At 43.7% G+C, this 25,401-nt stretch carries 28 protein-coding genes, 1 tRNA gene and 1 pseudogene; 14 read left to right on the forward strand and 16 right to left on the reverse strand.

Annotated features, from left to right (window positions below; genetic code table 11):
* Positions 1 to 6: 6 nt before the first annotated feature.
* A complete protein-coding gene (locus IPL83_05865; protein MBK9038683.1) occupies positions 7 to 1,587 on the forward strand; it encodes a hypothetical protein in 1,581 nt (526 codons plus the stop codon).
* On the opposite strand, the gene IPL83_05870 is transcribed toward IPL83_05865, so the two are convergent.
* Together IPL83_05870 and IPL83_05875 are read right to left on the reverse strand one after the other, a co-directional pair.
* Entirely contained in the window at positions 1,588 to 2,964 is a 1,377-nt protein-coding gene (locus IPL83_05870; GenBank protein ID MBK9038684.1) for a hypothetical protein, read from the reverse strand. It lies immediately after the preceding gene.
* 124 nt (positions 2,965 to 3,088) lie between these two features.
* On the reverse strand, positions 3,089 to 3,739 hold the full coding sequence (locus IPL83_05875) for a c-type cytochrome (protein ID MBK9038685.1): 651 nt from the start codon (positions 3,737 to 3,739) through the stop codon (positions 3,089 to 3,091).
* 411 nt (positions 3,740 to 4,150) lie between these two features.
* On the opposite strand from IPL83_05875, the gene IPL83_05880 reads away from it, so the two are divergent.
* A complete protein-coding gene (locus IPL83_05880) occupies positions 4,151 to 4,423 on the forward strand; it encodes a hypothetical protein (GenBank protein ID MBK9038686.1) in 273 nt (90 codons plus the stop codon).
* A gap of 44 nt (positions 4,424 to 4,467) precedes the next feature.
* On the opposite strand, the gene IPL83_05885 is transcribed toward IPL83_05880, so the two are convergent.
* From IPL83_05885 to IPL83_05895, 3 genes are all read right to left on the reverse strand, one after another.
* On the reverse strand, positions 4,468 to 4,821 hold the full coding sequence (locus tag IPL83_05885; protein MBK9038687.1) for a hypothetical protein: 354 nt from the start codon (positions 4,819 to 4,821) through the stop codon (positions 4,468 to 4,470).
* An 11-nt stretch (positions 4,822 to 4,832) separates the two neighbouring features.
* Positions 4,833 to 6,068, reverse strand: coding sequence for a hypothetical protein (locus IPL83_05890; protein MBK9038688.1), 1,236 nt, complete (start codon positions 6,066 to 6,068; stop codon positions 4,833 to 4,835).
* Between the two features lie 284 nt (positions 6,069 to 6,352).
* A complete protein-coding gene (locus IPL83_05895; protein MBK9038689.1) occupies positions 6,353 to 6,535 on the reverse strand; it encodes a hypothetical protein in 183 nt (60 codons plus the stop codon).
* 118 nt (positions 6,536 to 6,653) lie between these two features.
* On the opposite strand from IPL83_05895, the gene IPL83_05900 reads away from it, so the two are divergent.
* The 3 genes from IPL83_05900 (at position 6,654) to IPL83_05910 (ending at position 7,809) form a co-directional block, all read left to right on the forward strand.
* Entirely contained in the window at positions 6,654 to 6,914 is a 261-nt protein-coding gene (locus IPL83_05900; GenBank protein ID MBK9038690.1) for a transposase, read from the forward strand.
* 33 nt (positions 6,915 to 6,947) lie between these two features.
* Positions 6,948 to 7,457: an IS3 family transposase gene (locus IPL83_05905; GenBank protein ID MBK9038691.1), complete on the forward strand. Its 510-nt coding sequence runs from the start codon at positions 6,948 to 6,950 to the stop codon at positions 7,455 to 7,457.
* Between the two features lie 160 nt (positions 7,458 to 7,617).
* On the forward strand, positions 7,618 to 7,809 hold the full coding sequence (locus tag IPL83_05910) for an IS3 family transposase (GenBank protein ID MBK9038692.1): 192 nt from the start codon (positions 7,618 to 7,620) through the stop codon (positions 7,807 to 7,809).
* Here IPL83_05910 and IPL83_05915 read toward each other — a convergent pair.
* The 3 genes from IPL83_05915 to IPL83_05925 all read right to left on the reverse strand — a co-directional run bounded on the left by IPL83_05915 (position 7,761) and on the right by IPL83_05925 (position 10,405).
* Complete coding sequence (locus IPL83_05915; GenBank protein ID MBK9038693.1) at positions 7,761 to 8,030, reverse strand: DUF3015 family protein; 270 nt, start codon at positions 8,028 to 8,030, stop codon at positions 7,761 to 7,763. The two genes, IPL83_05910 and IPL83_05915, sit on opposite strands and share 49 nt — an antisense overlap.
* 64 nt (positions 8,031 to 8,094) lie before the next feature.
* Entirely contained in the window at positions 8,095 to 9,999 is a 1,905-nt protein-coding gene (locus IPL83_05920) for a DUF4105 domain-containing protein (GenBank protein MBK9038694.1), read from the reverse strand.
* A 25-nt stretch (positions 10,000 to 10,024) separates the two neighbouring features.
* Complete coding sequence (locus tag IPL83_05925) at positions 10,025 to 10,405, reverse strand: hypothetical protein (GenBank protein MBK9038695.1); 381 nt, start codon at positions 10,403 to 10,405, stop codon at positions 10,025 to 10,027.
* A gap of 47 nt (positions 10,406 to 10,452) precedes the next feature.
* On the opposite strand from IPL83_05925, the gene IPL83_05930 reads away from it, so the two are divergent.
* Complete coding sequence (locus IPL83_05930; protein MBK9038696.1) at positions 10,453 to 11,331, forward strand: alpha/beta hydrolase; 879 nt, start codon at positions 10,453 to 10,455, stop codon at positions 11,329 to 11,331.
* Positions 11,332 to 11,612: 281 nt separating this feature from the next.
* The gene (locus IPL83_05935) at positions 11,613 to 12,551 is read left to right on the forward strand and encodes a hypothetical protein (protein MBK9038697.1); all 939 of its coding nucleotides are present in this window, start codon (positions 11,613 to 11,615) and stop codon (positions 12,549 to 12,551) included.
* 1,100 nt (positions 12,552 to 13,651) lie between these two features.
* Here IPL83_05935 and IPL83_05940 read toward each other — a convergent pair.
* Complete coding sequence (locus IPL83_05940; protein ID MBK9038698.1) at positions 13,652 to 13,885, reverse strand: hypothetical protein; 234 nt, start codon at positions 13,883 to 13,885, stop codon at positions 13,652 to 13,654.
* A 919-nt stretch (positions 13,886 to 14,804) separates the two neighbouring features.
* Here IPL83_05940 and IPL83_05945 point away from each other — a divergent pair.
* Entirely contained in the window at positions 14,805 to 15,236 is a 432-nt protein-coding gene (locus IPL83_05945) for a hypothetical protein (GenBank protein ID MBK9038699.1), read from the forward strand.
* Between the two features lie 88 nt (positions 15,237 to 15,324).
* On the opposite strand, the gene IPL83_05950 is transcribed toward IPL83_05945, so the two are convergent.
* The 4 genes from IPL83_05950 to IPL83_05965 form a co-directional block, all read right to left on the reverse strand.
* Positions 15,325 to 16,476 (reverse strand): AMP-binding protein, encoded by a 1,152-nt coding sequence (locus tag IPL83_05950; GenBank protein MBK9038700.1) that lies wholly within the window; start codon positions 16,474 to 16,476, stop codon positions 15,325 to 15,327.
* Between the two features lie 115 nt (positions 16,477 to 16,591).
* Positions 16,592 to 16,894: an AMP-binding protein gene (locus IPL83_05955; GenBank protein ID MBK9038701.1), complete on the reverse strand. Its 303-nt coding sequence runs from the start codon at positions 16,892 to 16,894 to the stop codon at positions 16,592 to 16,594.
* A 14-nt stretch (positions 16,895 to 16,908) separates the two neighbouring features.
* Complete coding sequence (locus IPL83_05960; GenBank protein ID MBK9038702.1) at positions 16,909 to 17,853, reverse strand: hypothetical protein; 945 nt, start codon at positions 17,851 to 17,853, stop codon at positions 16,909 to 16,911.
* Between the two features lie 164 nt (positions 17,854 to 18,017).
* Positions 18,018 to 18,392, reverse strand: coding sequence for a transposase (locus IPL83_05965; protein MBK9038703.1), 375 nt, complete (start codon positions 18,390 to 18,392; stop codon positions 18,018 to 18,020).
* A 293-nt stretch (positions 18,393 to 18,685) separates the two neighbouring features.
* On the opposite strand from IPL83_05965, the gene IPL83_05970 reads away from it, so the two are divergent.
* Positions 18,686 to 20,167 carry a S8 family serine peptidase gene (locus IPL83_05970; protein ID MBK9038704.1) on the forward strand — a complete coding sequence of 494 codons (1,482 nt, stop codon included), beginning with the start codon at positions 18,686 to 18,688 and terminating at the stop codon, positions 20,165 to 20,167.
* 34 nt (positions 20,168 to 20,201) lie between these two features.
* On the opposite strand, the gene IPL83_05975 is transcribed toward IPL83_05970, so the two are convergent.
* Together IPL83_05975 and IPL83_05980 are read right to left on the reverse strand one after the other, a co-directional pair.
* Entirely contained in the window at positions 20,202 to 20,390 is a 189-nt protein-coding gene (locus IPL83_05975) for a hypothetical protein (GenBank protein ID MBK9038705.1), read from the reverse strand.
* An 82-nt stretch (positions 20,391 to 20,472) separates the two neighbouring features.
* Complete coding sequence (locus IPL83_05980) at positions 20,473 to 20,748, reverse strand: helix-turn-helix domain-containing protein (protein ID MBK9038706.1); 276 nt, start codon at positions 20,746 to 20,748, stop codon at positions 20,473 to 20,475.
* A 152-nt stretch (positions 20,749 to 20,900) separates the two neighbouring features.
* Between IPL83_05980 and IPL83_05985 the strand changes: the two genes are divergently transcribed.
* From IPL83_05985 to IPL83_05995, 3 genes are all read left to right on the forward strand, one after another.
* Entirely contained in the window at positions 20,901 to 21,923 is a 1,023-nt protein-coding gene (locus tag IPL83_05985; GenBank protein MBK9038707.1) for a hypothetical protein, read from the forward strand.
* Positions 21,924 to 21,926: 3 nt separating this feature from the next.
* Complete coding sequence (locus tag IPL83_05990; protein ID MBK9038708.1) at positions 21,927 to 22,505, forward strand: hypothetical protein; 579 nt, start codon at positions 21,927 to 21,929, stop codon at positions 22,503 to 22,505.
* A 111-nt stretch (positions 22,506 to 22,616) separates the two neighbouring features.
* Positions 22,617 to 23,969, forward strand: coding sequence for a site-specific integrase (locus IPL83_05995; GenBank protein MBK9038709.1), 1,353 nt, complete (start codon positions 22,617 to 22,619; stop codon positions 23,967 to 23,969).
* 120 nt (positions 23,970 to 24,089) lie between these two features.
* On the opposite strand, the gene IPL83_06000 is transcribed toward IPL83_05995, so the two are convergent.
* Positions 24,090 to 24,165: transfer RNA gene (locus IPL83_06000), tRNA-Ala, on the reverse strand.
* Positions 24,166 to 24,508: 343 nt separating this feature from the next.
* Here IPL83_06000 and IPL83_06005 point away from each other — a divergent pair.
* Together IPL83_06005 and IPL83_06010 are read left to right on the forward strand one after the other, a co-directional pair.
* A pseudogene (locus tag IPL83_06005) lies at positions 24,509 to 24,990 on the forward strand (organic solvent tolerance protein).
* A gap of 25 nt (positions 24,991 to 25,015) precedes the next feature.
* Positions 25,016 to 25,399 (forward strand): RidA family protein, encoded by a 384-nt coding sequence (locus tag IPL83_06010; protein MBK9038710.1) that lies wholly within the window; start codon positions 25,016 to 25,018, stop codon positions 25,397 to 25,399.
* Positions 25,400 to 25,401: the final 2 nt, after the last annotated feature.

Genomic DNA, 25,401 nt, shown 5'->3' on the forward strand with positions numbered 1-25,401 from the left:
ATGTGGATGAAGGGACGTTTACTTGCGGTAATTGGGATAATTGGAGTTCTGCCTCTGTTCTATAACAATTGCTCTCCCTCTCATGAGAACTCTGGGGGCGCTAGCTCTCAGAGTAAGAATGGGTGCAGCGATATGTCGGAATTGTTTAGCCGAACCTACCATCCCTTCGTTAAGCAACATTGCGCCACCTGTCATGTGCCAGGTGGCCTTGGAAAGGGCACTTTTGCTGACTCCAATTTGACTGTTGCCTGGCGTTCGTTTGAAGTAACCGGCTTTTCTAAAATATCAGAATATTCCGTAAATCCCTCTCATCAATCTCCCTACACAGGTCCACAGCATGAGGCAGAGATTTCTCAGCTTCGTGAAACCTGGGTCAAAGGGATTGAGGAGACAGAACGAAACTGCAAAGATGGTGTCCCAATTGATGACACGGAGGACGATGGCCCTCGCATTCGGACCAAGAGCAAGGGAATCAACGCTAACTTTGCAACGGGTCAGGCTGTGACTTTGTCCTGGGGTCTTGATCGGGAGCTGATCGCAGATGATGGGATGACTTTGCCCTCGTTGCCCGGAGCACTTTTTGAAGTGAAGGTCAGTGTGCAAGACGTCTTGGGAATAAAGTCCTATCTTATTTCGGAGCCACGAATCCGTGGATCCTCGGTAGATATTGAAGTGAAGAGTATTCGATTTTCAGTCAATGGCAAGAGCCTTTCTGGCAATCTGACTTTTAATGCAGTAAATGAGGCCATCAGGGCAGGAACAAATGTCTTATTATCAGCTGGTACCAATGTTGCGCCGATTAAAGTGAGTTATTCGGATGTCATCGCAGTATCTTTTGGAAGTCTTGAAATTCCATCGGAGCCGATCCCTCCTCCGTCCGCAGGTCCGCAAGTAGCTTTCTCAGTGGCAGCTTCATCTGTTGTCGAGTCGGCTGGCTTGGCGACGGTGAGAGTGAACCTTTCGCAGCCGTCGGCGAAGTACATCACGGTGACTATTCGCGTGAATGGCCAGACGACATCCTCAGCGCTTTGCTGTATCGATAACTTTACAAACGAGGAACAGGAGAATATCAGCATCAATCGCTTTGATTGGGACTACAAAGTGAAGGCTTATTCAGTCGTTATACCTCCCGGCGAGACTTTCAAGAATTTTGAGATTGATATTGGAAATGATCAGAGAGATGAGGGAGCTAGCGAAACGCTAGTGCTTGATTTGGATGCGATTGGTACTGTTAATGCGGTCGTGGGATCAGTAGGCCGCCACACTTTAACATTGCAAGACGATGACGATCCTTATACTGGAGCGGCCTTGACGATGACTCAACTTTTGCGTCCAGGAGGAATTCTTTATGTGAATTGCCTGGGCTGCCATAACTCTGTAAACAATGAGGGTGGGTACGACATTACGGATTGGCAGGGTCTAATTGATAACCGTATCTTGATACCCTATGATGTCAACAGCAAGGCTTTTGTGCGAATGAATAGCAGGGTTGCGGGCTTGCCACCCATGCCTTTTACAGGCTTGCTTGAAACAGAGAAGAGAAGGGCCGTGCAGGACTGGATTATGGCTGGCGCACAAAACAACTAGTTATTGAGATTGGACGGCTTCTTCGTACAATCTGGTAAGAAAGTATATAAGTGACTCGGTGGCCATCTGTTTGGTCATTTTGTAGTGTGCCGACATTAACTGAGAAACTGCATTGATGCTTCTGTGACCATCAATTGCAGTGAGAACTTCGAATTGAAATCGACTTTGGTTTGAAACCGAATCGAGATATCCTTCTTTTGGAATGGGAAGGTCATAATTTTCTAGCCAGGACGGAAGATAAGAGTACTTTCCGGGATCCTTTCCCTTTCTCATTTTGCAGGCTCTGAAGGCCCAGATTTTTTCTTGTCGCCAGTGGCCGCTGTGAGGAGACTGAAGATAGGGGAGGCTTCGTTCCTGCCACTCGAGAATATCGAATCCCGCATTCGTGAGCAATTCCTGGATTTCAGTGGGAGAATAGTGGATGGACTCAAGACCATAGCCAAAGCCAAGAGGGCCCAGGTTAATCCATTCTCCCTTCATTCTCAGCGAGTAGTTCATTCGACGTGCCAGTGTTTTCAAGTCAATGGGAACGATATCCACAAACCAGGGAGTCAAGATGGCCTCCAGGGACTCTCTTTTTACCGGTAAATTGAGAGCATCAGCAAAAAGAAATGAGAGGTTACCAGCTCGGCCAAGCGGATTTCTGAGAGTCTGAAGAGCGCATGTGGCTTCAAGTGAGACGGGTGAAATGGGAAACTCAAAATAATCTAGCGCTTTTTGTTGTTGCATAGCCTGAGCAACGAACATCAACAGGGGGTTGATATCGACAGATGTAAGACTCCATTCTGGGTGTTGATGGGCCAATTCAAACCCAAGTCGCCCAGCACCTCCACCAAGGATAACAAGTTGACTCCATGAGGATTGGTCCGGTGGCGTTATTGAGTCAAAAATCTGTATGGTCTCAGTGAGTTCGTTGTTTTCCCACGCCCAATCTCGAAATAGAAGATCCATATAAGTGCGAGGCCCTTGCTTCGTTGGTATCTTATTGGGAGTCTCGGGTAGAGACGATCGATGATCAGGCTGAGTCTTGTTGTTAAAGAGTGGATCCAATAATGAAGTCATTTGGTGAAGGTTGTGTTCCATGCCTTTCGCCATGAGTTCAAGTCGCCTTATAGTTGAGGCTTGAAGGTCGACGCTTCGCAATTGCGTGTTCAAGGAAGAGACTTTCTGTTTGAGGTAAGAAAGATAGGAGCCGCATTTGCTCATCCACTGTGTTCGAACCGATTCGGGCGAAGAGAAGAGCCACGGAATTTCGTTGAGAAAAGGAAAGGCGGTTGAGCAAGATGCGCATTGCCAAACACTTTCCTTTGTCAGATCTAGGTTACTTGCACCGCAACTGGGGCAGATGAGGGCTGAGTACAATGAGGGCACGTCCACTGGAGGCTCCTTCGACCAGATGATCGACTTTGAAGGCTAGAATTTAGTCCTTGGAAACTAGATTAAAAATAGACTGCCCCTTGGGCAATCCAAATCTGTGTCAAAATGGGATATAAAGAAAAAACTAGATGCTTCCAAGATAGGTTGCGATGGCTTGAATTTGAGTGGCATTGAGCTGGCCGCCAAGGCCCATCATCGTTGGAACAGAGCCTATTGCATTGGTTATTTGAGCGGCCGTGCGGCCTTTTTTTGTGCTAGCTGCGCCAACGCCATGGCAAGAGGAGCAATAGGTGTTATAGAGGACTGTGCCCGAGGGGGCTACAGGCGGCGGAGGTGGAGTTCCCCCCGGGGTGTTCGGATTGTCAGGCGTCGCGAGGGGGTTTCCGCCCCCAAGAACAATAATCCAGTCTCGGACGAGGCTGGTCTCTGACGAGGAGAGTGGTTCCTGTCCTTTTGGCATAGATCCATCAATGATGCTGGTGAAAATTGGGGAGTTTTGGGGGGCACCAGGCAGGATCCAGCCATTTGTGGTCATGTCTTCAATATTCAATATATCTGGAATAGGCGTTGTCTCAGTCGAAGTAGGATTGTGGCAACTCGAGCATCTATTTTGAAGCACGCTTAAGGCTCCGGTCGTAATGCGTTCATTGCTCAGCGAGTTTTCATCGACGCTTATTAGCTCGGAATCATGTTTGGACATGCAATTTTGGAATGACAAAATAATCAACGTCAAAGAAAAAATCCAGGTGTATTTTGATCTAATAAATGAACCCATTTTCGATTCTCCCCTGATTCAGAAAGTTCGTCCCTCTCGTTGCGGATAGCATCTGCTGCGACTATTTCAGTATGAGCGACAAAGAGCTCATTCCAAAGCCGCCAAATTGAGGCTTGTTCAGGGTGAGACACATTTTCTGTAGATAGTACTTTTGAGACAGTGGAGTTCAATCTGCTGCAACAATTGTTTAGAACGTAGACACGAGTGCGGAAGGTGCGGATTATATATTTTTCTGGAGTTATATTTCTCTGTCTGCGATAATTAGATATGTGCAATCAGTGGCTAAAATGGACTAAGATTTTTTCAATCATTTTTCTTTCAAGTGCAATGGTCGGTCTATTCCAGAATTGTGCAAAATCGAATTCGCAAAAAAGCCAGGAACATGCCTCGGGTGAGGCTGATGTTGGACCAATGTGTGGCATTGAAGGATTCTCCTATCTTCATAAAAACTACTTTCTCGTTCACTGTTCAAGCTGTCATGCCAAGTCTGGGTTTGCTTTTCCGGCCTTTGCCGATGCGGATGTCACTTCTTCTTTTCAATGGGCCACGTCAATCACTGCGAAATCTCTTTGGGATTCCTCCACCAACAATAAGTTTTGCGGTGAAGAATGCAGTCTCAAGCCATCCGATCCACTTTATGGTCACTTGCAGAATTGGCTAAAAAGTGAAAATTCTTGCGATTAGATCTTCCAATTTAAATCTCGTGGGCCAGTTTATTCTGTTTTTACTCAATATTTTAATAGCCGCTGTAAAAAGCAAACTTTGCTATCTGAAGAAATCAGGCTCTTGTGAGGAGTAAGGAGTTCAATTGCTTGATTCAATTCAAGCTTTACAACCAGCTTAATATTCTTGTGACTTTCATCTGTTTCATTGTGCCAATTCCAGAGACCACTTCCTTCCTTTCGTGGACCCAAATTATCCAGAATAGCCAAATTTTCTGACTTCAGAATGGACTCAAAGGCACTGGTTTTCAGGCCCAAACCAAAGGGTGAGGATGTTTCAAACGCTAAATATTTAAGGCGATATATTTTGTTGGATAAATTCCCATCTTTGTCTAAATTTTCAATTTCATCTAAGGACATGGGAAGTATCACTAAGTTCGAATTATCAGAAAATGAAAATTGAAAAAAGGACAGAGCCCATTCGAGGTCTTCCTAATTTTCGAATACAAATCCAACATTTGGCAGTTCGAGGCCATGACAATGGACCTCGCTTCAATATTGCGCTGAACATAAGCTGAGAAATTGTACGGAAAGGAGTTTGTTAGGAAATTGGTCGTTTTATCATCTGGTGACCAATTGCCGCTCAAAGGTATCAAATCTTCACGAGATGCTATTTCTTCAGTTTGCTCCCCCCTCGGTCGATCCTTTTCGGTGGGCTGGAGTCTGCGCCTAAAGCTCCCTTCGCAGATATCGTGCTTAGAAAAGAACATGCGCAAACCTAACTGGACACTGCCGTAGTCTGGCACAAAAAAACTGTTCTCGTCAGCTGTTAGATTGGAAAAGCTCAGGAACTCTGGAAAGGAAAGAACTCTTTCAAGGAGAAAGCCTTTTTCTTTACGATCCATTGCTTGATTGCCGAACTCATGAATTTTCAATCCAATACTGGACAATCTGCTTTCGCTACCATTTTTTTGAATTCTTTCGGTTTCGACAGCACAATCAACTTCAATTTTCATTTTGGACAAATCACAGCTTTTGCGGTCTAATTCAAAATTGAGTATGTCTATAAACCATTTCCAATATGCTGTTGATCTGATTTTCTCAGGGCACTGACTCCAAACAACACCAAGCCGTGGCTTTTGAACTTTTTCAGATCGAGGATCGCCTCCCTTGGGGCCGCCAGATATCGCAGAATATGTTGATGCATTCAAGAGCTCAGAAGCTTCAGGGGGGTTCCAAAGACCAAGCTCTTGAAGGCGCTCGCTCACGAGCAGACAAGGCTCAGCTTTGTCTGCGATCTTTGAGGGGTTCAGCTGAAATTCAAGGCAAAACCGGTTGAAGGCATTGAGTATTTCGATTTGAGTTTCTCTCAAGGCCTCGTGTCTTAATTGAACAAAAGGTAAATCTCGCGAATTTGGATAAATCCTCCTGCTCTCCTGAGCGCAGCGTTCAGTGAGGTTTTCTACTGGCTGCTGAGGCACACACACCTCACCAAAAATTTTTCCACAGCGAAAAGAAGAGAAGCTCTTGTCGCACTCTCTGCCCCTCAAAGCACATTTCTTCGAATCCACGCTGGACCTCATCACTCCGCCAATCCAACAAGTATGTGTGGTTTCAATTCGATGAGCTTGCCTTTCGAGTCCTAAAGCGATTAAGTCCCAGGCCATGAAACCTACTATAAGACAAGCTGCGAGAATGCAGCGGCAATGAATGATGTGAGTAATATTTAAATGTCTTTTAAGATCATTCAATTCGAACTTCCTTTGTTTTTAGAACATAACGAAGCATAGAAACACAGGGGCCGCCACAATGGGGGCGGTTATAGCACAAAATAAACTTTGTAGGAGTGTCGATTGAAAATTATATAGAGTGAAATGAGGAGCTTTGTTTAGGGAATTGAGTCCTCCGCACCATTTGAGGCGTAGGACTCATCCTGGTTGTGATCGATCAATTAACCGCAGAAATCTTTTAGATTTTTATAGAGCTCAACTCCGTTTTGGGCTGGTGCCACAACGGTCCTGTACTGTGATTGAATTCGAGCAGAATTTTTACAACTCATAACTTCAGTGAGGCCGTCGACATATTCACCTTCGCCAGAAGCTAATTCTTGCTTTAGGTTTGAATAGTTGTTGATGACGTAGTTAGCGGCTTCTTGCTCGTTGGCTGCAAAAGAAAGTTGCTTACATTAGAGTTCCCCAATAATAGTGGACAGTTTTCTTCGAGCGGTTTAATCAAACCGATAGGAGATAACAATGAGTTCAAAGAGAAGGGCTTTTTCACAAGAGTATAAGGCCGAAGCCGTTGATTTGGCTGAGAAAATTGGCACAACAAAGGCCTCGGAAGATCTAGGTATAAATCCGGCAAATATTCGTCGATGGAAAATGGAGACTCAATCAGGTCGCACCGCTCGCAGCGGTGCGAAAACCTATGAAGAACTGGAGTTTGAGGTTCGAGAACTCAGAAAGGAAAATGAGTACCTGAACAAAGTCAGCGATGTTCTAAAAAAAGCCTAGGATTATATCAAAGGATCAAATGAGAAATTCCAAATGATTTTCGATCTTTCAAATGAAGTTCCTATCATCCGGCTATGCAGACACTTTGGAGTGAGTACCAGCGGGTATTACCAGTGGAAAAAGAATGGCCAGTTGAAATCCATGGCGAGAAAAATGGAAATCTGCAAGAAAATTGAGGAGATTTTCAACGTGAGTAAAAGTACTTATGGGTCACCTAGGATCTTTCATGAGCTGAGAAGCGAGGGGTTCTCTGTAAGTGAAAATACTGTCGCGAAGTATATGAGGGAGATGGGATTGGATGCCAGGTTAAAGAAGAAATATCGAGTGAGAACGACTAATTCGAACCACGAGGGTCCAATTGCTCCACGAGTTTTCAGGATCGAGGATGATCTGCCTAAAGAGTCTAATCAGGTTTTGGCCGGAGATATAACCTATCTAAGATTTGGATCTCGCTTTTTCTATCTGGCCATAGTTCTCGATGTTTGTACCCGAAAGTTGTGGGTTGGTCGGTCACTGACAGTTTGGAAACCACCGGAGTCTTAAATGCTCTGCGGATGGCGTTGGCTAATTGCAGAAATAGGGCGAACATCGTCTTCCACTCGGACCGCGGAATTCAGTACGCGAGCAAATTATTTTGGCTTTGCTGAACAAAATAATGTGATTCCGAGCATGAGTCGCAAGGGGAAACTGTTACGATAATTCGATTGTTGAGAGTTGGTTCAAGTCATTCAAGTCTGAGTGGCTTTACCGTCATGACTACAAAACAGAAGCGGAGCTGAGAACCTTGGTTTTTGAGTATATTGAAATCTGGTACAACAAAAAGAGATTGCATTCATCACTTGGCTATCAGAGTCCTTTAGAGTATGAGTCAACACTAAATGTAAATGCCGCCTGAGAAACTATCCACTTTTTCTGGGGAATTCCACATCCAATGGTTCCGGTCGTCATGCCGAACGCTGGAGGAACAAACATATTTGTCGTTCCACGAGTTGTGGTACCAATCATGGTTTCTGAATCAGTTACTTCCCAGCCAAGTCCACATCCGTCCATGGTATCTTTCGCCTGGCTCACCAAAGGGAAGGCCAACATGATTGCCCCGATAATAATACTGCGCATAAGTTCCTCCTTAAGGAATTGTTATTTTTGTATATTAGATACTGTATCTATTCATAACGAGGAATCAACGGAAATAAGAGATCCATTCAACTCGAATTTCAAACCAAGCGCGCCGATTGAGAGAATGATCGTAGTTCAAAATTGTAGCTTGGCGGAGCTCTTGATTTCGGGCTACCGCAAGGGAGTGCTCGACTCGAAATTCATAATCGCGAGCGTTCAGGTTCCAATTTTTTGAATTCCAGAGGATCCTCCCCAGAAGTCGAATCTTATAGGGGGCAGAGGGGTTCCAGAGCCATCCGCTTTCTATGCCGGGACGCAGGCGAAATCCACGCGGCAATCTCGAATGTGCTTCCATACGGGCTAGACCGAGCGAGTACAGTCGATGGGTCACACCCCCAAGGGAGAGTCCATAGCCGCCTTCGAAACTTCCAACAAGGCAATCCTGACATTCTATTCCCTTTTCTGTTTCGAAAGCCCAGCGGAGGCGCCAAGAGGGGCTGAGATTAAATTGATTGAGAGGGAAGAGAGAGGTGGAAGAAATCAATCCAAGCTCTTGAATTTTAATCGTTTTTTGATCTAATTGGAGCTCTATCCAGGGAAACTCAATCTCTGAAAAAGGAGAGAAGCCTAAATCACTTCCCATGAGATCATGGTAAGCAGATCGAATTTTAATTCTCCCAAAGCTGCGAGGCTCAGCCATAGTTCCAGACAGAGAATTGAGGTTTCCCGCACTGGTATGTACGGAATAGGAATCATGGCCGAGGTCAGTTTGTGACTGTAAATATCTGCTTGGTATTTGGGCTTCAGGAGTTTTTTGAGGATCGCGAGAGCGCAGCAATAGAAGTTTGTTTTCGAGTTTCTGATCTTCTTCGGACCATTTTTTTTTCTTTTTGGCCTTTAGGTACAGCATAGACAATAGGCCAGTATCGAGAACCTCAGAAGAGAATTGCCTTTCAAAATCGTGTTCAATCTGAGGTGTTACAAGCTCTTGATAATCCATCTGTTCGCTTTCGGACAGAAGATCATATCGGAGTTCCAACTGATGAAAAAGGGAGGGGCGAAAGTGAACCTCGCGCACAACTCCGGGGACGGCCTTTATCTGTTTGATCGTCTCGCCTGGTATGACATAAATCCGATGTTGAGTGATCTCCCAATCGGTTCGAACAGCCTCAATCGCTCGAAGAATTTGGTAGGAGCAATTTTTGTCAAAAAAATAGTATTTAAAGTGGGAGTTAATTTCAAGCTCCCAAAGGTGTCCAATCAGGCGATTGGTTTCGATTGCGGTCAGATTTAGGTCATATTCCCATAGGTCACGGCTTTCTGAATTGATGTATTCATTAACTTTTTTGTAGTAGGGTTCGGTTGACCAAATTCCGCGATAGCCTCCAAATACTCCCATGTACATAAAAGCAAGGAGATTTGAATCTGGAGGAGTCCATGCAGCAAAATTCACTCCAGTATCAAGAAGCGCATTTGTTCGCTTTGATCGAATTTTTAAAAAGGTATGTCCAAACATGCTGGCTGGATTGTTTGGATAAGCGCTAGAAAAAACAAGGCTCACTCCGGTCGGATCTTGGAATCGATTAAGAAAATTCTTAAAAAGAGGGCATTCAACCTCTTGAATTTTAAGTTGAAAGGTGTCTCGAAGTAAACGAAACCTCTCCGGAAAAGCGCACTGAGGGTGGAGCTTGAGATCCGTCAATTTCAGATCTTGATCAAAGGCCTTGATTGAGGCAATGAGCTCCGCCAAAGGGTTGACCTTGCCATCTTGTGCGAAAAAAAAACCAGATCCATCCAGTTCGCTACGATACCCGCCCCGATAAGGGAGATAGTGTACGGCGCGCAACCATGGGGCTGATTGAGCGAACTGGTCGAGTAGCGCCGACGCAGCGGGAGACGACAGGGCAAATTCAGTTTCACCCGGCTTCTTAAATTCGTTCCTGGTCTGTGGAGTTGCGGATAATAACACCAGGAAACTGAAACACAAAATAAAACTATTCGCGAACAACTTCAGTTGTAACAGTGGACCCCTGGTCCTGCCAGTTAACTCTCGAAATCTTTTCATCTTGCAGTTCGATGGCTTCATTATTGAGGCTCTTCTTAGCTAGGCGCAAGGCATCCGCTCGAAATAGGGCGCGCTGTGCGGTTGTGGGCATGGCCAAATAAAACCAGCAACTGCCTCCCAGGCCTATTGCGGTGATTATACAGAGCGGTTTAATTGCGCCCTCAATAGGGTAACTCTTTTCCACCTTCACAACTTCGCTTTGACCTTTTGAGTTGGTCATCTTGCCCTCGTACCCCAAGCGAATTGTCGCGCAGCTTGTGAACGAAAAAACAAGAAGACTCAAAGTAATGGATTCAAAAACTGACTTCACTATTCCTCCCTTGCAAGAGCCCCCAATCTAGTGAATTCTTTTTTGTTATGAAAGATAAAAAAACATTTTTTTTAATTCTGCGCTTTGGCATGCTCATTTTTTTGACAAACCTTGGTTGTTCGAACCTTTTGTACTATCCGACGCGATCGCTTTATGTGGACATGAACAAGTTGAACCCCTTGCCTAAAGATGTGTCCTTTGAAATTGAAAAAGGACAGAGCATTCGCGGTTGGTATTTTCAATCTAAAAGCATTCGTCCTCGATCAGTCGTAGTATTTTTTCATGGCAATGGACAGAATCGTTCTTCCCACTTTTATTCACTCTATTGGTTGCTCAAAGAGGGTCATGATTTGGCTATTTTCGATTATCCTGGATATGGACAGACAGAGGGTCAGCCATCTCCTCAGAATACCGTAAAAACAGCCATGGGTGCCATAAACTATGTGCGCAGATTAAAGCCAGAACTTCCCATGATTGTTTACGGCCATAGCCTCGGCGGGGCGATCGCCATGCGGGCGATTTGGGAGTTGCGATCGGAATTTCTGCCAAAAATTCTCATGGTAGATAGTTCCTTTGTGTCCTATCAAAAGACGGCACGGGCGATCATGGCCAAATCTCCATGGACATGGGCGTTCCAGCCCTTTTCGACTTTCTTGTTTAGCGATGAGTGGGCTCCAAGTCATCGAGTTTCTGATCTGGCCGGAACCAAAATCATTGTCATTCACTCGAAGAAAGATGAGATCATTCCGTTCTCAATGGGCAAAGAAGTTTTTGAGGCAGCCTCCTTTCCAAAAGAATTCTGGCAAAAGGAAGCTGGCGGTCACAACGAGACCTTTTCTGATCCAGAAGGTGCAATGCTCAAGGGGAGGCTGCTCAATTTACTTTCTGAGTCCATAAAAAAATGGACTTCCAGTTTGCCTGAATGAGATCCGATTAATTCATTTTCGCTGGCCAAGGTCCCCTCCTAGAAACCCTAGAGGGGGTTGTCCCGTGACAATTATCGTCTCTTTTTTGACAAAACTTCAGACTAACAATGTCTGCGTCGTTTTGTAGGTTTGCACTCATTATGGGCTATCCATGAGCAGCGACAGCTAAATTCGACACCCCGAAGGGGTCCAATTGACTAGGCACCGGGATTTGCAAAATGAACGAGGCCCACTCGCGCAGTGGTTTAATTGGGAGTCTCAGGCCGCAAGGGAGTGTTTTTGTGACCAAAGAATTATGTGGGATGAAAAGAGATAAATTGATGAATGGAAGGTCTAGAAAAGTCTCATTTCTGAGAATGATTTGCGCCATCATGATTTTTGCCTTGATGTTTGGCAGCCCGCTGGAAAGCGGAGCGCGTGACTCGATCTCTCAAGGAGCACAGGAATCTTCTGTATTAAATGCCAAATTGACGACAGGCATATCCGAGAAGGACCTGACCTCTGGCTTTTTGACTGAGCCTGCGGATCTACCAGATGTTAAGTTGGAAAATGGAGAGCAGGTCAGACTCCGTTTGAAAAGTCAAATCGAGCTCCTTTTGTCGCCTCCAGATTTAAGCTTGTCGCCGGAATATCTTAATCTAGATCCCAACTTAAAACAGAAATTTAACACCAAGCGGTTGGGGATACTGAGGGCTCTTGCAGGCGTTCTATCTAAAGGACGCTTTGTTTTTGGATTGCATGGTTTTGTTAAAGGAAAATACCATCAAATTCGAAATCGAGATCAATCTAAAAATGCCGGGGAAAATTTAACAGATATTTTTCCGAGCAATCAGAGGCGTTCGTTGGGAGAACATGGACTTGCTATAGTTAGAGATATTGTTGGTGCCGTTGACAAATTTCTCTTTTCTCAAGTGAATCTTCTTATCGAATCAAACGAAGTTGGTTTTGTTATGGGGCTCGCTCCCATTCTTGAAGCAGGGGCAGCGAAATGGGGTTTTGGTGGGGCGCCCCTATCTGTTTATTTAAGTGTGGGGTACAACTCCCAAGAGAATAGTTATGTTATTGATATTGCGAGAGGGAGCGAATCATTTGAAAATGCAATGTCTGTCTTTGCTATTGGAGGGCTCAATATACAGACTGGCGTGTATTTGCTTTCCAGCAAGTCCGAGAGGGATTGGCCGATTCGGCTTGAGTTGACCCACCCAATTCAAAGAAGCTGACCCACCCAATTCGGATGAGCTGACCCAGGCGTTTCGGGAATTGACCCACCTATATTCGACTTGACACTGGAGTCATAAATCCAGGCAGCGACTAAATCTTCAATCCCTGGCACCTATCCTTAAACAAAGGAGGGTTCCGACTCAACGGAGAACTTCAGTTGCCATGCAAAATCAAATTTTAGAACTTCACACTCAAGGCCGCAGCATCCGCAAGTTGCGCAGGCCCTTAAGATCGCCAGGAATACCGTCAGAGCTTGCATCAGAGACTCAGGTCCACCATCATCAGTCCCCTCGGTAGTGGGTTTCACAGAGCCAGCCTGTCCCAATCAACTGGGAATTTATCGCGACCGAGTTCAACAAAGGTGTCCCTCTTAAAATTCTTCACAAAGAACACGCCATCGAAGTCATGACCTATATGATTTTCTATCATCGTTTCAGACGGCGATTCCCAAAAACCGCAGGTGACAATCAGACTTCAACACAATCCCGGCGAAAAAAATCTTCTTCGATTTTCAGATGGGATTTCAATCACGATCCAAGGACTCAAGCTAAGATTAAAACTCAACTTTCGTCGGAACCTTGCCTGGAGTTCATACACCGTCGGTGAGTTTACCTTCGGACAAAAGCAACCTGAGTTCTTCAGAGCCATTGAAACTCATTCATCAAACTCGGTGGCACCCCAAAGTACGCAGTCGTTGACAATCTTAAGCCCGGCGTCACAAGAGCCCATATCTATGATCCCGACACCAACCAGTCCTTCATTGAGTTCAGCAACCATCATGGATTTGCCGTCTCCCAGCAAGGCCTCGACGGCCCAAAGATAAAGCCGCGGTGGAAGGCGCAATCGGCATTATACAAAACAATTCTTCAACGAAGTCGAGATCAAATCTTTTATTCAATATTTGATCTCAATCAAGATTTCAAAAAATCTCAACGAACTCACTCTGCACCCATGAAGGATCATGATGGAATTTCAAGAGAGGATAGATTCGAAAATGAAAGACCCTTTTGCAAACTGTAAACCCCAATTCATTTGAACTCTCCGTCTGGAAGACCTGTAAGGTTCATCCAGATTGCCATATTCAAGTCGATTCCAAATTCTACCCGTCCCGCATCAGTTTGTCGGCACCACGGTCAAAGCCCGAATCAAAATAAATACCGTCGAGATATACTGCGGATTCAGATTCAATGCAATCCACGCAAAGTAAAATCCCAACAGGGCCTCCACCATCGACGCCCACTACCCAGAACACCAAGTCGCCACCGCCCGATTCAAGTGGCCTCGGCCTCAGGCAAGCGCAAAATATCGGATCCAAAACTTTTGAACTCTTCAAAATTTCTCCGTGATCCTTATCCCCGCTCAAAGGGGCTCAGGGCATCCTCAGGTTAGTTCACAAAAATGAAGTCTCAAAGGCTGATCTCGAGCGCGGCGACACAAGCCCTTATTTTCAATAAAACCCAGTTCAATTTCATCAGGCCGGCTCTCCACAAAGTAGGAGGTACAAGACCACGCATCATTAAACCTGAACGAGATCCCAATTTAATTTATCTACATAACAACAAGGAACCTTAATATGGAAGCCAGGCAATCGCCTATGACCTTAGATTTTCGATTCACCAAACGCTGGTCTCAAGAAGCTGTAGTAATCTGCATCCTCGAGTTTTGTCCCTCATCCTCAGGATGAGAAAACTTGCGAGATCGTCTATCAAATCTCTTACCAGACGAGCGAGTTCAGACACCAGCGGACTTCGAAGATTGGGACATGAGTTTGACAGGACTGACAAAGTAAAACTCAAGGAGCTTTCGGTTCTATCATTTTTAAAAATAAAGAGAACTTGATCACGGGGCAGCCATTGGCAATCACACTCGGGAGAAAGATTTGCCAAGAAAACTTGTGGCCTTTTCCGTAAACCCAGTTTGAAGAAGTTCTCGCAGCCAGAAGCTCGGGCAAGATGATTGGATTTCCAGACTCAATTCCCAAGTGCTTATCCTGATGATTTTGGACCAGGCAATATTCGCAGAAGAAGCCAATGTACTGTTGACCTCAAGCGCGGGCCAGAAAAGGACCTGTCATCTCACTCCCAGATTGATCCCAAGGTTGGTAGAAGACCCAGTCATTGCCAAGCCATGGGAAGGATCAACCCCAGCCAGAGAATAATCTCAAGGGGGTTTCCGAAAAACAATCAGCTTCCCAGAGGAAAAAACTGTGGAAATCTGCTAGCTCGTTTATTTAGCAGTTCTGTCGCCGCCGGGTGGGTCAATTCACCGAATCGGGTGGGTCAATAAGTCTGAATCGTGCAAGGGATCACCAAGTACGATCTGGTACGACCTTCTATCCTCCAGTTGCTCCTATGTACGTTAAAGTTACAAAATCAGGCGATTATGCGAGTTTAGGAATGAGCACAACCTTCCCTCCTTTTGGTGGCGATCTATTCACCTGGACAAATAAGGAGTCTCGAGTCTCTGTGGTGAGAGTTAGGATTTCGAAATACATTCCTGGCTTTGTTCGTTGGACTTGGGGAGGAATTCCAGATCTGGGAATTGTATGGCAGAAAGTCGGCAACGCAGTGGCAGAACTCAAATCTCGTTCTCAAATAAAGGATCGATTGAAGAACTCATCCCTTTCTTCTTCTGGTTTGTGTCGCCAAACTGTTGTTGGGGGTAGATTTGCGGATATTCAGTGAATTAGAATCATCTTTGAGATTGTTAAGATACTTTTTTATGGTCGGAACAGAAGAATTTCCATAGTAAAATGAAAAATTGTATCAGTCCTTAAGGCCACACAATCGGAAGAGCGCCGCTCAAAGCTAATTGCTGTACAGTCTTCCGATCTACTTTCCCACTTGTAACAGATGGAAACGGAGAAAGGAAAAGTATCTTGCGCGGGACAGTCACGGGAGGTATTTCATGGGCCATAGACACCAGACATTCTTCCAATTGTGATTTTTCCATTCGTTGATCGATGACTCCGATCACTTGGGCGGGAGATAGGCGACTGTCTGAGAAGACAATCAGAGCGATGCCCTGAGAGATCTTTGAGAAGTGATACTCAATTTCTTCAGCTTCTATTCTGATTCCTGCAATTTTGAGCTGCCAGTCCGTGCGTCCAAGAAAAATGATTTGCCCCTTGCCGTTTCGACTGACCAAATCTCCAGTGCGGTACCATAATTGAAGATTGTTTCTCCACCGAATAAATTTTTTTTGTGTGTCTGGGACATTTTCGAAATATTCCTTTGCTAACTGCGGCCCGGAAATCATCAGTTCTCCACGATTCTCGACATCTTTGATTTCGTTCAACTCTTCATCTACGATGGAGAACTGGTGATCGGTGTAGCAATTCCCGATAGGAATTCGTGAATCTTCCTGCTCAATATCTGGGATAACATATCGAAAGACATTCACAGTTGCTTCGATGGGGCCATAAAGGTTTTCGATTTGTGAGTTTTGAGCGCAGCTTTTCCAGCGGCGACAAACTTCCTTGTCGAGTGATTCGCCCGTAAATGTCGTGTATCGGAGAGATGGAAGAGAATCGGAAGTAAGATCTATTCCTCTTTGAAAATTGAGGTGGACTAAGGTGGGAACTGATGACCAATAGGTGATGGCATTTCTGGAAATGAAATTGGCAATATCGAATTTGTAACTATCGAGTAAGGGGTAGAGAACAGCGCCATTCACAAGTGCTAAAAATATATCACTCAGGGATGGATCAAAACTCAAGCCAAACGTCTGTGAAATTCGATCCTTGTGATCAATCAGATAATTTGGGAGGAAATTAGCAAGAAAGCTTGAGAAGTTTCCTCGTGTAATGCCAACACATTTTGGCTGTCCAGTACTTCCAGATGTGAAGAGGTAGTAGCAAAATTTATTGTGATCCTCATTTTTAATATCCACACTTTCAATATCCACGGCGTTGATTGATCTCAAAATACCTTGGTCTGCCAATTTGATAATTGAAAAGTCACTTCTGTGTTCATCAAAGAATGCAGCATGCCGTTCGTCAAGGGGCGTGCAGGAAACAATGCTTTTGACTTGGAGCCTTTTAGCAAACCCCTAGATGTGACAAGGATTTGGATTTGTAGATGGGGATGAAGGGGCGATGAAAGAGCATGCAAGCGATCACCGAAACATTTGCATCGACACGTTTTTCGCCGTAAATTCCTATGGATTCATTTGAAGAGGTGTTCTCGGTAAGAAAACTTGCCAGTTGGAGGACTCTTTTGGTGAACTCTCCGTAACTGAGAGAGCTGGAGCTCTTGTGTTCAGAAATGACGACAGCAGGACTCTCGGCCGTTTTTGTTCCATTCTCAAGTATCATTCTGAGGTATGTGGTTAAGCTCGTCATTGAGAATCCTCTGGTTACGAGGCAATACGAAGAAGGTAGGGATAAATGTAAATTTCAATAACTGGAAAGATCATGGCGATCAAAAGGTGGTTAACTACGATCGATGCCCATTGAAAGATTGGACGAGGGTATCTCCTTAGCAAATTGCTCCACAATGTTGCTCCAATAATGATTAAGATGAGCCAGAGGCCTGCCCAGGAAGTAGAAAATAACAAACTAGAAAGTAAATTCAAAGGCGGCGCTCTCAGCTCTGGGACAAGAAGCGAATAGAATGAGCGAATGAAAATTTCTTGAAAGAGCATCATGTGAATGATGACCAACACAAAGGAAACGAGAACTGCAAGAGTATAGTTTCGAAAAAGGCGGTACAAGGGAAGGTAAATATGTCGGAAAAAGAACCTGTAGAGGTAGGTTGAACCTCGTTGCCAGGTCTCCATTGGTGTTTTGGCGAGGATCATAAAATAAGTGGGGTCGGGACAGTTGACTCCAAACAAGCGCGACATCCCAACCAATTGGCTAAAGCTGGCGATGAGAAAAAGAATGAAATAGGTGTAGTGCCCCAGAGTGGCTGCGAATCCTTGAGCATGAAGAGAAGCCAATAGGTTCTTTTCCAGAAATGCGATAGCAAAGAGAAATGCCCCGGTGTAACAATTCCAAATTCCTTTCCACCAGAGTTTCTTTTGTTCCACCTTTTCCAAACAAAAAGTGGTTTCTTCAGGCCACAAAGTACTCCAGGCGAAATTGGTTGGGACGAAGGCAAAATCCTCCTTCGCGGGAAGATTGACCGCCAATACCCAGTAGACAACAAAGAGAAGATACATCTGAGGGTGGAGGATCCAAAATAGTTTGAGAACCTGAGAATTATTTTTTGTGGCCGCTTCGTGAGCAAGTAAATAGCCGATGGCCAGAAAGAATACGATAAAGAGGGGAGCTCCACTTTTTTCTCTTCCTGCGTCCAATCTGAAGCTTTAGTTTTTGATAAATCCGACGCGATCGTTTGTGGTTGAGATCAGATATTTCCCTCTTGAGAAGAACAAATAGCCGCGGGTGACCGAACCTTCTATGCTCTGTCGCTAGCTCCGACAATCGCGACGCCAGAGGCTGGTCTCCATTCTCTTTTGGATTATAATACAAGGTGGTGATGGGAAGGCCCAGCAGACAGCTGGTTCGAGCCTTGGAGACCTCGTATTTTTTCAACAAGGTATGAGGCCTCCGTTCTCTTGTCGCTGGACCTCACCACTTTTTTGAGTTCACATCCTTCAACATGACGATGTCGAGAGCCTGGTCCGCCACGATCCTTTTTTAGGCGCGTATTCTCCATCTCCAGGTCTTTCAGCCGTCTGGCGTCGGTCACGTCCATACCACCAAAACGCTTCTTCCAATGGTAGAGAGTCTGAATCGTCACGCCCATCTCGCGCGACACCTCTTTTGCTGGCGATCCCGTCTCCAGTTTTTTTACTGCAGAAATTATTTGTTCCTCGCTAAATCTCTTCTTCATTTGGTGCTCCTTTACCGGACTCTGCCGGGGGTTATTACGCACCATGACTCAAGATGCAAGGCCTACAGTTTTAAGGGCCAACCGCCTATAGGGTAGCAAAAATTGACTTGTTCGCTGTTATGCTCTAAAGCCATCTAACATATTGTTTTTTAAAAGAAATTTCTCCATCAGAAGTGGGCTGTTTAACTTCTATACAGCAATGGCCTGCCAAATCAAAAATAATTACATTTCAAGTGGCACTCCGATTGCAATATCAAGTTTACGAAGAACTATGTCTTCTTTGGAGGCTCAAAATGCTAAAAAAAATTTTCTCATTCACACTGGTGCTTGCCTTTATTTACAGTGCCTATGCTGCTTCCGAAGGAACGACATACATTGCTGTACTTGATTCTCCTGTTGACTATCAACATCCAGAAATAAGTGCAGTTTTAGATGAGGAGCTATTAAAGGAAGCAAAAATAGTAGATGAAAAGGGACAGGAAAAGTCATGGTATGATTTGAATTTAGAAGCTAAAGCAGAGTTTGAAAAAAGATTAAATAAAAAACAATATGCCGAACAAGTTCAGTTTTTAGATTCAATCCACATGATGTTGGGTGGAAATATACCATCAGATAAAGCTCTTGCGACTCTTTCAGCTGTTGCAAAGGGTGCGATTAAGTATATTTTTTCACCCAAGTTTCGTTCTGGTTTAAATGTCGTTGGAACTTACCTTCATGGTACTCATGTTGCTGGAATTGCAATGCGATCTCTTACCAATGTTCGGCTGATTAACTTTCCTCTCATTACTCCATCAAAACAACTAACTATTTCAGATATTTTAAAGTTTGATCCAGCCAAGCAACGAGAAGACTTGAGAAGACATCTAGACCAAATTAGCCAAGTTTTAAAGCAACAAAATATACGAGTTGTGAATTTGTCAGTTGGTACATCTGGTGAAATCGCCTTCAAATCTGCAAAAAATAGGTCGACTTTCTTCCAAAAACTTTTTTTAAGGGGTAAAATTAAAGAAATGGCCGAACAAGGAGCAAAAATTTTTGCAGAAGAAATGAGAGGGTTTTTTAAAGCCAACCCCGAATCAGTCTTCGTTCTCGCTGCTGGAAATGAAAAAAGAGATTTGCGAAAAATTGGTGACCACACAGCTAATATTGAGGCAGGTAACTTAATCAAGGTGGCTGCCATAGACGGTAAAGGAAAGATTGCTTCGTTTTCAAATAGATCGTCGTCGTATGTTGACATTGCTGCTATTGGCACAGGAGTAACAAGTGCATTGGTCGGTGGAAGTGAAATGCATATGTCGGGCACATCACAAGCTGCTCCAAGTGTTGCAAATACACTAGCAAGAATATTTGAATCAAACCCCCAAATGTCATCAGCTGATGCAATTGAAGCACTATATTCTCGGTACACAACCAGTGATTCAACATTAGCTGATATGGTGGCTAATGGAAGAGTTTTAAAATCTAGCCCCGAGACCGAAAGGTTTAGTGCCGAAAAAGCTACTTACGAATTAACAGGACAAGTTTCTCAGAGCGAAATCAGCAGGGTTATTATGCAATACTCACAGCAGGTAGTAGAAAAAAGATTATCGTCATTGGATTTAACAATTATGAAGGGTGGAGTTGAAGCTCTGACCATTAATATCAAGAATGCCAACGGCAAAATAGATGTTTCAATCGTCGAAATTCCAACTGCAGCAGATGGAACACCAAAAGTGGCAAGGCATTCAGCTTCATCAAGTGCGAAATCTTGTCAGGCTTTATTTTTAGGTCTATAGGATATGAAAATTAAACTTTGCAGGCGACTGCAAGCTATTCGACTTTTTGTTTTTTTAAAATTTTCTCAAGTAAGTCGTCGTCAAAGTCATTGAACACAAAATCCAAAATTTCATTAAGATGCTCTCTAATTGCTTCATGAACAGATGGCATATCGCCTTCGTTTTCATGATAAATAAGGGCCAGTTTTGGCAAGATGCCTTCAACCTCGGCACTGATATTCATGGTCTCAAAGGGGAGAAATCTTGGGGATCTTTAAAAACTGCCTTAGCTTTTTTCTTAGTTTTAATTTTTTTCTTTGCCATAATCACCTCTTCTTTTTTCTATCTTCAATCAATTCACAAATTGGGACATCTAAAATCAATGCGAGTTTAAGAAGCATTTCAAAGCCGAGGGTTTGGCTTTTTTTAATGCGAGCTACATTTGAGGGGTGAGCGATACCGAGGCCACTTGATACCTCTGAATAGCTTAGCCCCTTTTTTTGAATAGCCTCATCAACGATAAGGCGAGGCATTTTATAGCCTCGCTTGGCATATTCTTTCTCAAGCTCTTTAAGGGGATCCTTTTTTTCTTTCTTAATCATCTATCCGATCCATTCCAATACAATTTTATCGGCTTCTTATGCCGATATCATAAATATACTGGCTTTAAAAAACAATGCCTTTAAAAGTAATACTTTTATTGACCTATACTATGCATTGCATTAGGATCTAAGTATAGCCAGGAGGCTCATTTATGAAATCCAAGTTCTTAAAAACAATAAGTGCCTTGTTTGTTCTGGTTTTAACAGCTTGTGGAGGTGCTGGAGGTGGATCTGCCACTAATAGCAGTGAACCGAGCCCTGACCCTGTGCCAATTGATGGTGATGCCTCCAATGGGCTTAATGAGTACTATTATTTTAGTAAGGACGATCCGAGAAATATTTCTTTAACTGCATCCATGCCGAAGAGTTCAACCATTGGAGTTGAAAATCAGTTTTTTATTCAGATAACAGAATCATCTACTGCCGATATGAACATTGGCTTATTCGCCCCAAAGTGTTTGCTTGGGGCGACGACCAACAGCTATGCAATGGTTTTAATCTCAGGTGATGGCCCAAGTCTTGTTTCTCTAAGAACTCAATCATCGGCCATTGAAATCGAGGAGCTTTCCTATGACAATAACCTCAATCAGAAAAAAGGCGAAGGGGTGCAAGTTCTTGCAGGCGACTGCAACGAAGGCATATTTTTATCCGACGATACAACCACTGTTGTAATTGCCAACGATGCTGTGGCCATCGTGACCGATGGCTCAGGCAATATCTATGTGGGCTTAAATAAAAATATGTCTTTCAATTCTTTGCAAAACACCCCGATTCAGGTGTCCTCGGAGACTACTTCATTCAATGAAGCACCGATCAATTCGTATCATTTTTGGCAAAGCAATGCTCCTTTGCTAGGAGTGACGAATCAATCAAGCAGTGGTGGGTATTTTGATAATGGGCAATTTTTTGGAATGTATCATGGTGCTGTTGAAACAGCCTTCGGCAATGGCCAAGCCAATTTAGTTTTAAATACATCCACAAATATTGAATCGCATCACACTGTTGTAAAAGGCCAAGGTTCCTATTTTGCCAGAGAACTGCGAGGCACATCTGGTGTTATCAATGGGCGAACTATTTTCTTTGGCTCAATGAGTGGCTTGTGCATCAACACTCAAGGTAGCTATACCGAATGTTTTGGTGTCGATGCCTTTGTGGTCGCATCGGAACAGGAGTGATTTATGAGTACATCTGCAAACACAGTTGCATTTTTAATTTTGACTGCCCCTGTTTGGATTTTTGTTGTGGGTCTTCCGATGGCTTGTTGTTGGATGGTTGGAAAAAAGTTGATCGGATTGCTGAGAAAGCTCAGACTTGCACCTCGACCCAAATTATCCAAAGAGGATCGTATTTGTCTCATGCGACAAGAGCTAAGGGACTACGATACTGAAATGTCGGGCTTTAATCCGATGAAATACAACTACTCAATTTTTGAGTTATTCCCGAAGCAACCCGAATTGGAAGTCGTAAATCAGTGGAGAAAAAAGATTTTTTCCCTTTCGGATTTAAAAGATGGACCGAATGAGAAAACTGAAAAAATTAAATTTTGGTATTCTATATTTTTAGCGATGGCCTTGATGAGGGTTGATATGAAGAAGCAAAAAATTTGGACTTCGGAGAAAGAGCAATTGTGGTTGGGTTTTCCCTATAGACCAAAGGCCATGAGAGAAGTTGATCCGATATATTTTGAAACAGTAAGGGAGAAGTACTTGGGCAATCATCTTGAAAACAGAGAGCCAAGCAACAAATTGGCCTGTTAATGGCCCTAAAACTGCTTTGGTCGGGATCGTTATGTCATCGACTTGACATTGGTCTGACCCGATCATAGGTCTGAGTTTAAATTTTAGAAAAATATGACGAAAAGATAGGCGATGGAATCTAGGATAAGGGGCTTACAATTTCACTGGCGAGAGGGAAAGCATTTTGATGCTCTCAGGGCACAGCTTTATGACAAAAAGAATCGGAAAACAATGTGGATTAGTGCTAAGACCCATGAAGTTTTAAAACAGATCAACGATTACTTAAGGCATAAGAAATTAAGTCAGAGTGGTGCCATCAGCGATCCACACTTCATAGCTTTAAAAGAAAAATTTGCAGAGGATATAAAAAAGCAATTTGGTCTAGAGTCATATTTGGCTAAAAAACGAGTTGAGTTAAAAACCAAAGAGTTTGATTTTGGAGTTTTTCTCGATTTGTTTTTTAAGCAAAAATCACAAACTACTGCTGTGGCCAATTCGTACTTGAGCTGGCTTAATTTTTTCTGGATGCCACTTTTGAGAGAAAAATATGGTTGCGAGCATCCAAGTCAGTTCATCAATTTTGAAGGATTTATTGAGGATGATATTCGCCAAGCCAAAACAAAACTTGGAAAGCCTTATTCGCCACATACTTATTCGGGCTTAACTTCGGCATTCAATGAGTTCATGAAGTTTTTGAAAAAGAAGAAAGTCATCAACCCTGAAGAATTTTTTCTTGTTTATGTTGAGACCGATACTTTAGAGCAAGAGAAGCGAGGCAAAACAGTCAGCAATCGTGGCAAGGACTATTATAAATCCGAAGAAATTTATGAGATAAAGAAAAAAATTGATTTGACTTATCCAGTGAGTGGCAAGCTCTCGGATTCTGAATTAAAAGAAAATAAAAAATGGAAGTTGCGAGCCTATGCGATTTTGCTTGGTTGCTGTATGGGCCTGCGACGAGGAAATATAGTCGGCCTTAAAGCTGAAGATTTGCACCCAGAAAATCAAGTGCCTTATCTGATCACGAGCGACAACATTGTCGTCGGTCACTCAAGGGCTGAAAAAGGAGCTTTGAAATTAGAAAACTCAACCAAAACTTTCAAGGGGCGAGTGGAGTTGCCATTCATCCAGCCTGATGTAGACATCTTGGTTGAGCTTGCAATGTACATTAAAGCCGAAGTTAAAAAGGGCTACATCCTAACTGGTGGTAGCCAAACAGGGACGATTTTTCCTGATAGCTTTAATGCTTTTTGGAGAAAAATAGCTGAGCGAGCAAAATTCAGATATGTGCATCCTCATGGCTTCAAGCATGGTTATGCAAGCCGAGGGGCTGTAAAACTTGGCGAATGGTACAACAACTCAGTTTATTTTTTGCACAGATGCTGTATGCACTCCAAATTTGAAACCACCCAGAATTATATTAAGAGCAGTGTTAAGGATGGCTTCATTGATGAGTTTAAGTTTTTAAAGAAAAAATCTAAATAGACTGATCGACAAGAGCTTTTAGAATGTTGGCTTCGGGTCTTTGCTTTTTTCGCAAGCTGATTAAAAAATCTTTTTGTTCAAGCAAGTTGTGTGGACAGCGATATTCATTCAAAAAAGAAATGGTGGACCTGACAGGGATTGAACCTGCGACCTGATGACTGCCAGCCATCCGCTCTCCCAGCTGAGCTACAGGCCCATTTTGTCTTGAATTGATACTTACCACTCTACCACTTTTCATTGCACCGATAATTCCTACCTAAAAAACCTTTATTACATTAGCCACTTACAAACGAGCCATTGGGAGACCTTAATAATGCCATGCTTCCGCTCTCCCAACTGAGCTACAGGCCCACTTTTACAAATCTTCAAATTTACAATTCTTCAAAGAAATTATTGAGGATCATTTCTAGCTCTTCTGGCCAATGGTGGCAAGTAATAATTTTGTTGAAAAACTCAATACTTAGGGGATCTAATAGGACCTAAATGAATCTTGGGGAGGAGCCGATATGATAGATAGGACAGCGATTCTGAAGAAGTCTATGAGACTTATTGCCGTATTATTTGTTTGCCTTGCTAGTTGTTTGCAAGGGCAGGCGAAGAATCTGACGAACCGTCTTGGTGTTGGTTATGCCGATCAGTTGCGGAGGAGCTGCCCAGTCTTGCGGTAAGATATTACCCAAATCAGAATCTCGGTTTGTCTGCCTCACTTGGAGTCGATACTCATAAGGACAGTTCACGGTTTGGATTTATGGCACGAGTTCATCGGGTGATATTTATGGAAGACAATTTGAATTTTTACATGGGAGCCGGGGCGGGAATTTTGAGCGTTGAACTGGCAGGAGCAACCAACTCTGGATTTGAGGTCAGTGGATTTTTTGGTTCTGAATTTTTCCTTCCCGGATTGGATTCCTTGGCATTTATTTTTGAGGCTGGAGTTGGAGTCACTTCAATTTCGAGTGAAATTCGTTTTCGAACAATGGGGAATAGTCCAATCAAGGCAGGAATGGTCTTTTATTTTTAACTTGCAAAAAGATGAAGGGGAAGAAATGTCAAAGCGTATCATTGAAACCAAGTCAGCGCCAGCGCCTGTGGGGCCTTACTCGCAAGCTGTTGAAATCGGAGATACTCTATATTGTTCGGGGCAAATTGCGATTGATCCGACGAATGGAGAGGTGTTAACCGGAGATGTCAAGACTCAGACAGAGAGAGTGATGAAAAACATAGAGGCCGTGTTAGCAGCGGCGAGTTTGAATTTTTCCAATGTGGTAAAAACCACAATTTATTTAATCAATATGGCCGATTTTGCCCAGGTGAACGAAGTCTACGGCAGGTATTTTAAATCCTCGCCGCCCGCCAGATCAACGGTGGCCGTATCAGGTTTGCCAAAGGGAGTCAGTGTGGAGATCGAAGTTCTGGCAAAAAGGTCCTGAGC

Source organism: Bdellovibrionales bacterium, from assembly GCA_016716765.1.
GTDB lineage: Bacteria > Bdellovibrionota > Bdellovibrionia > Bdellovibrionales > UBA1609 > JADJVA01.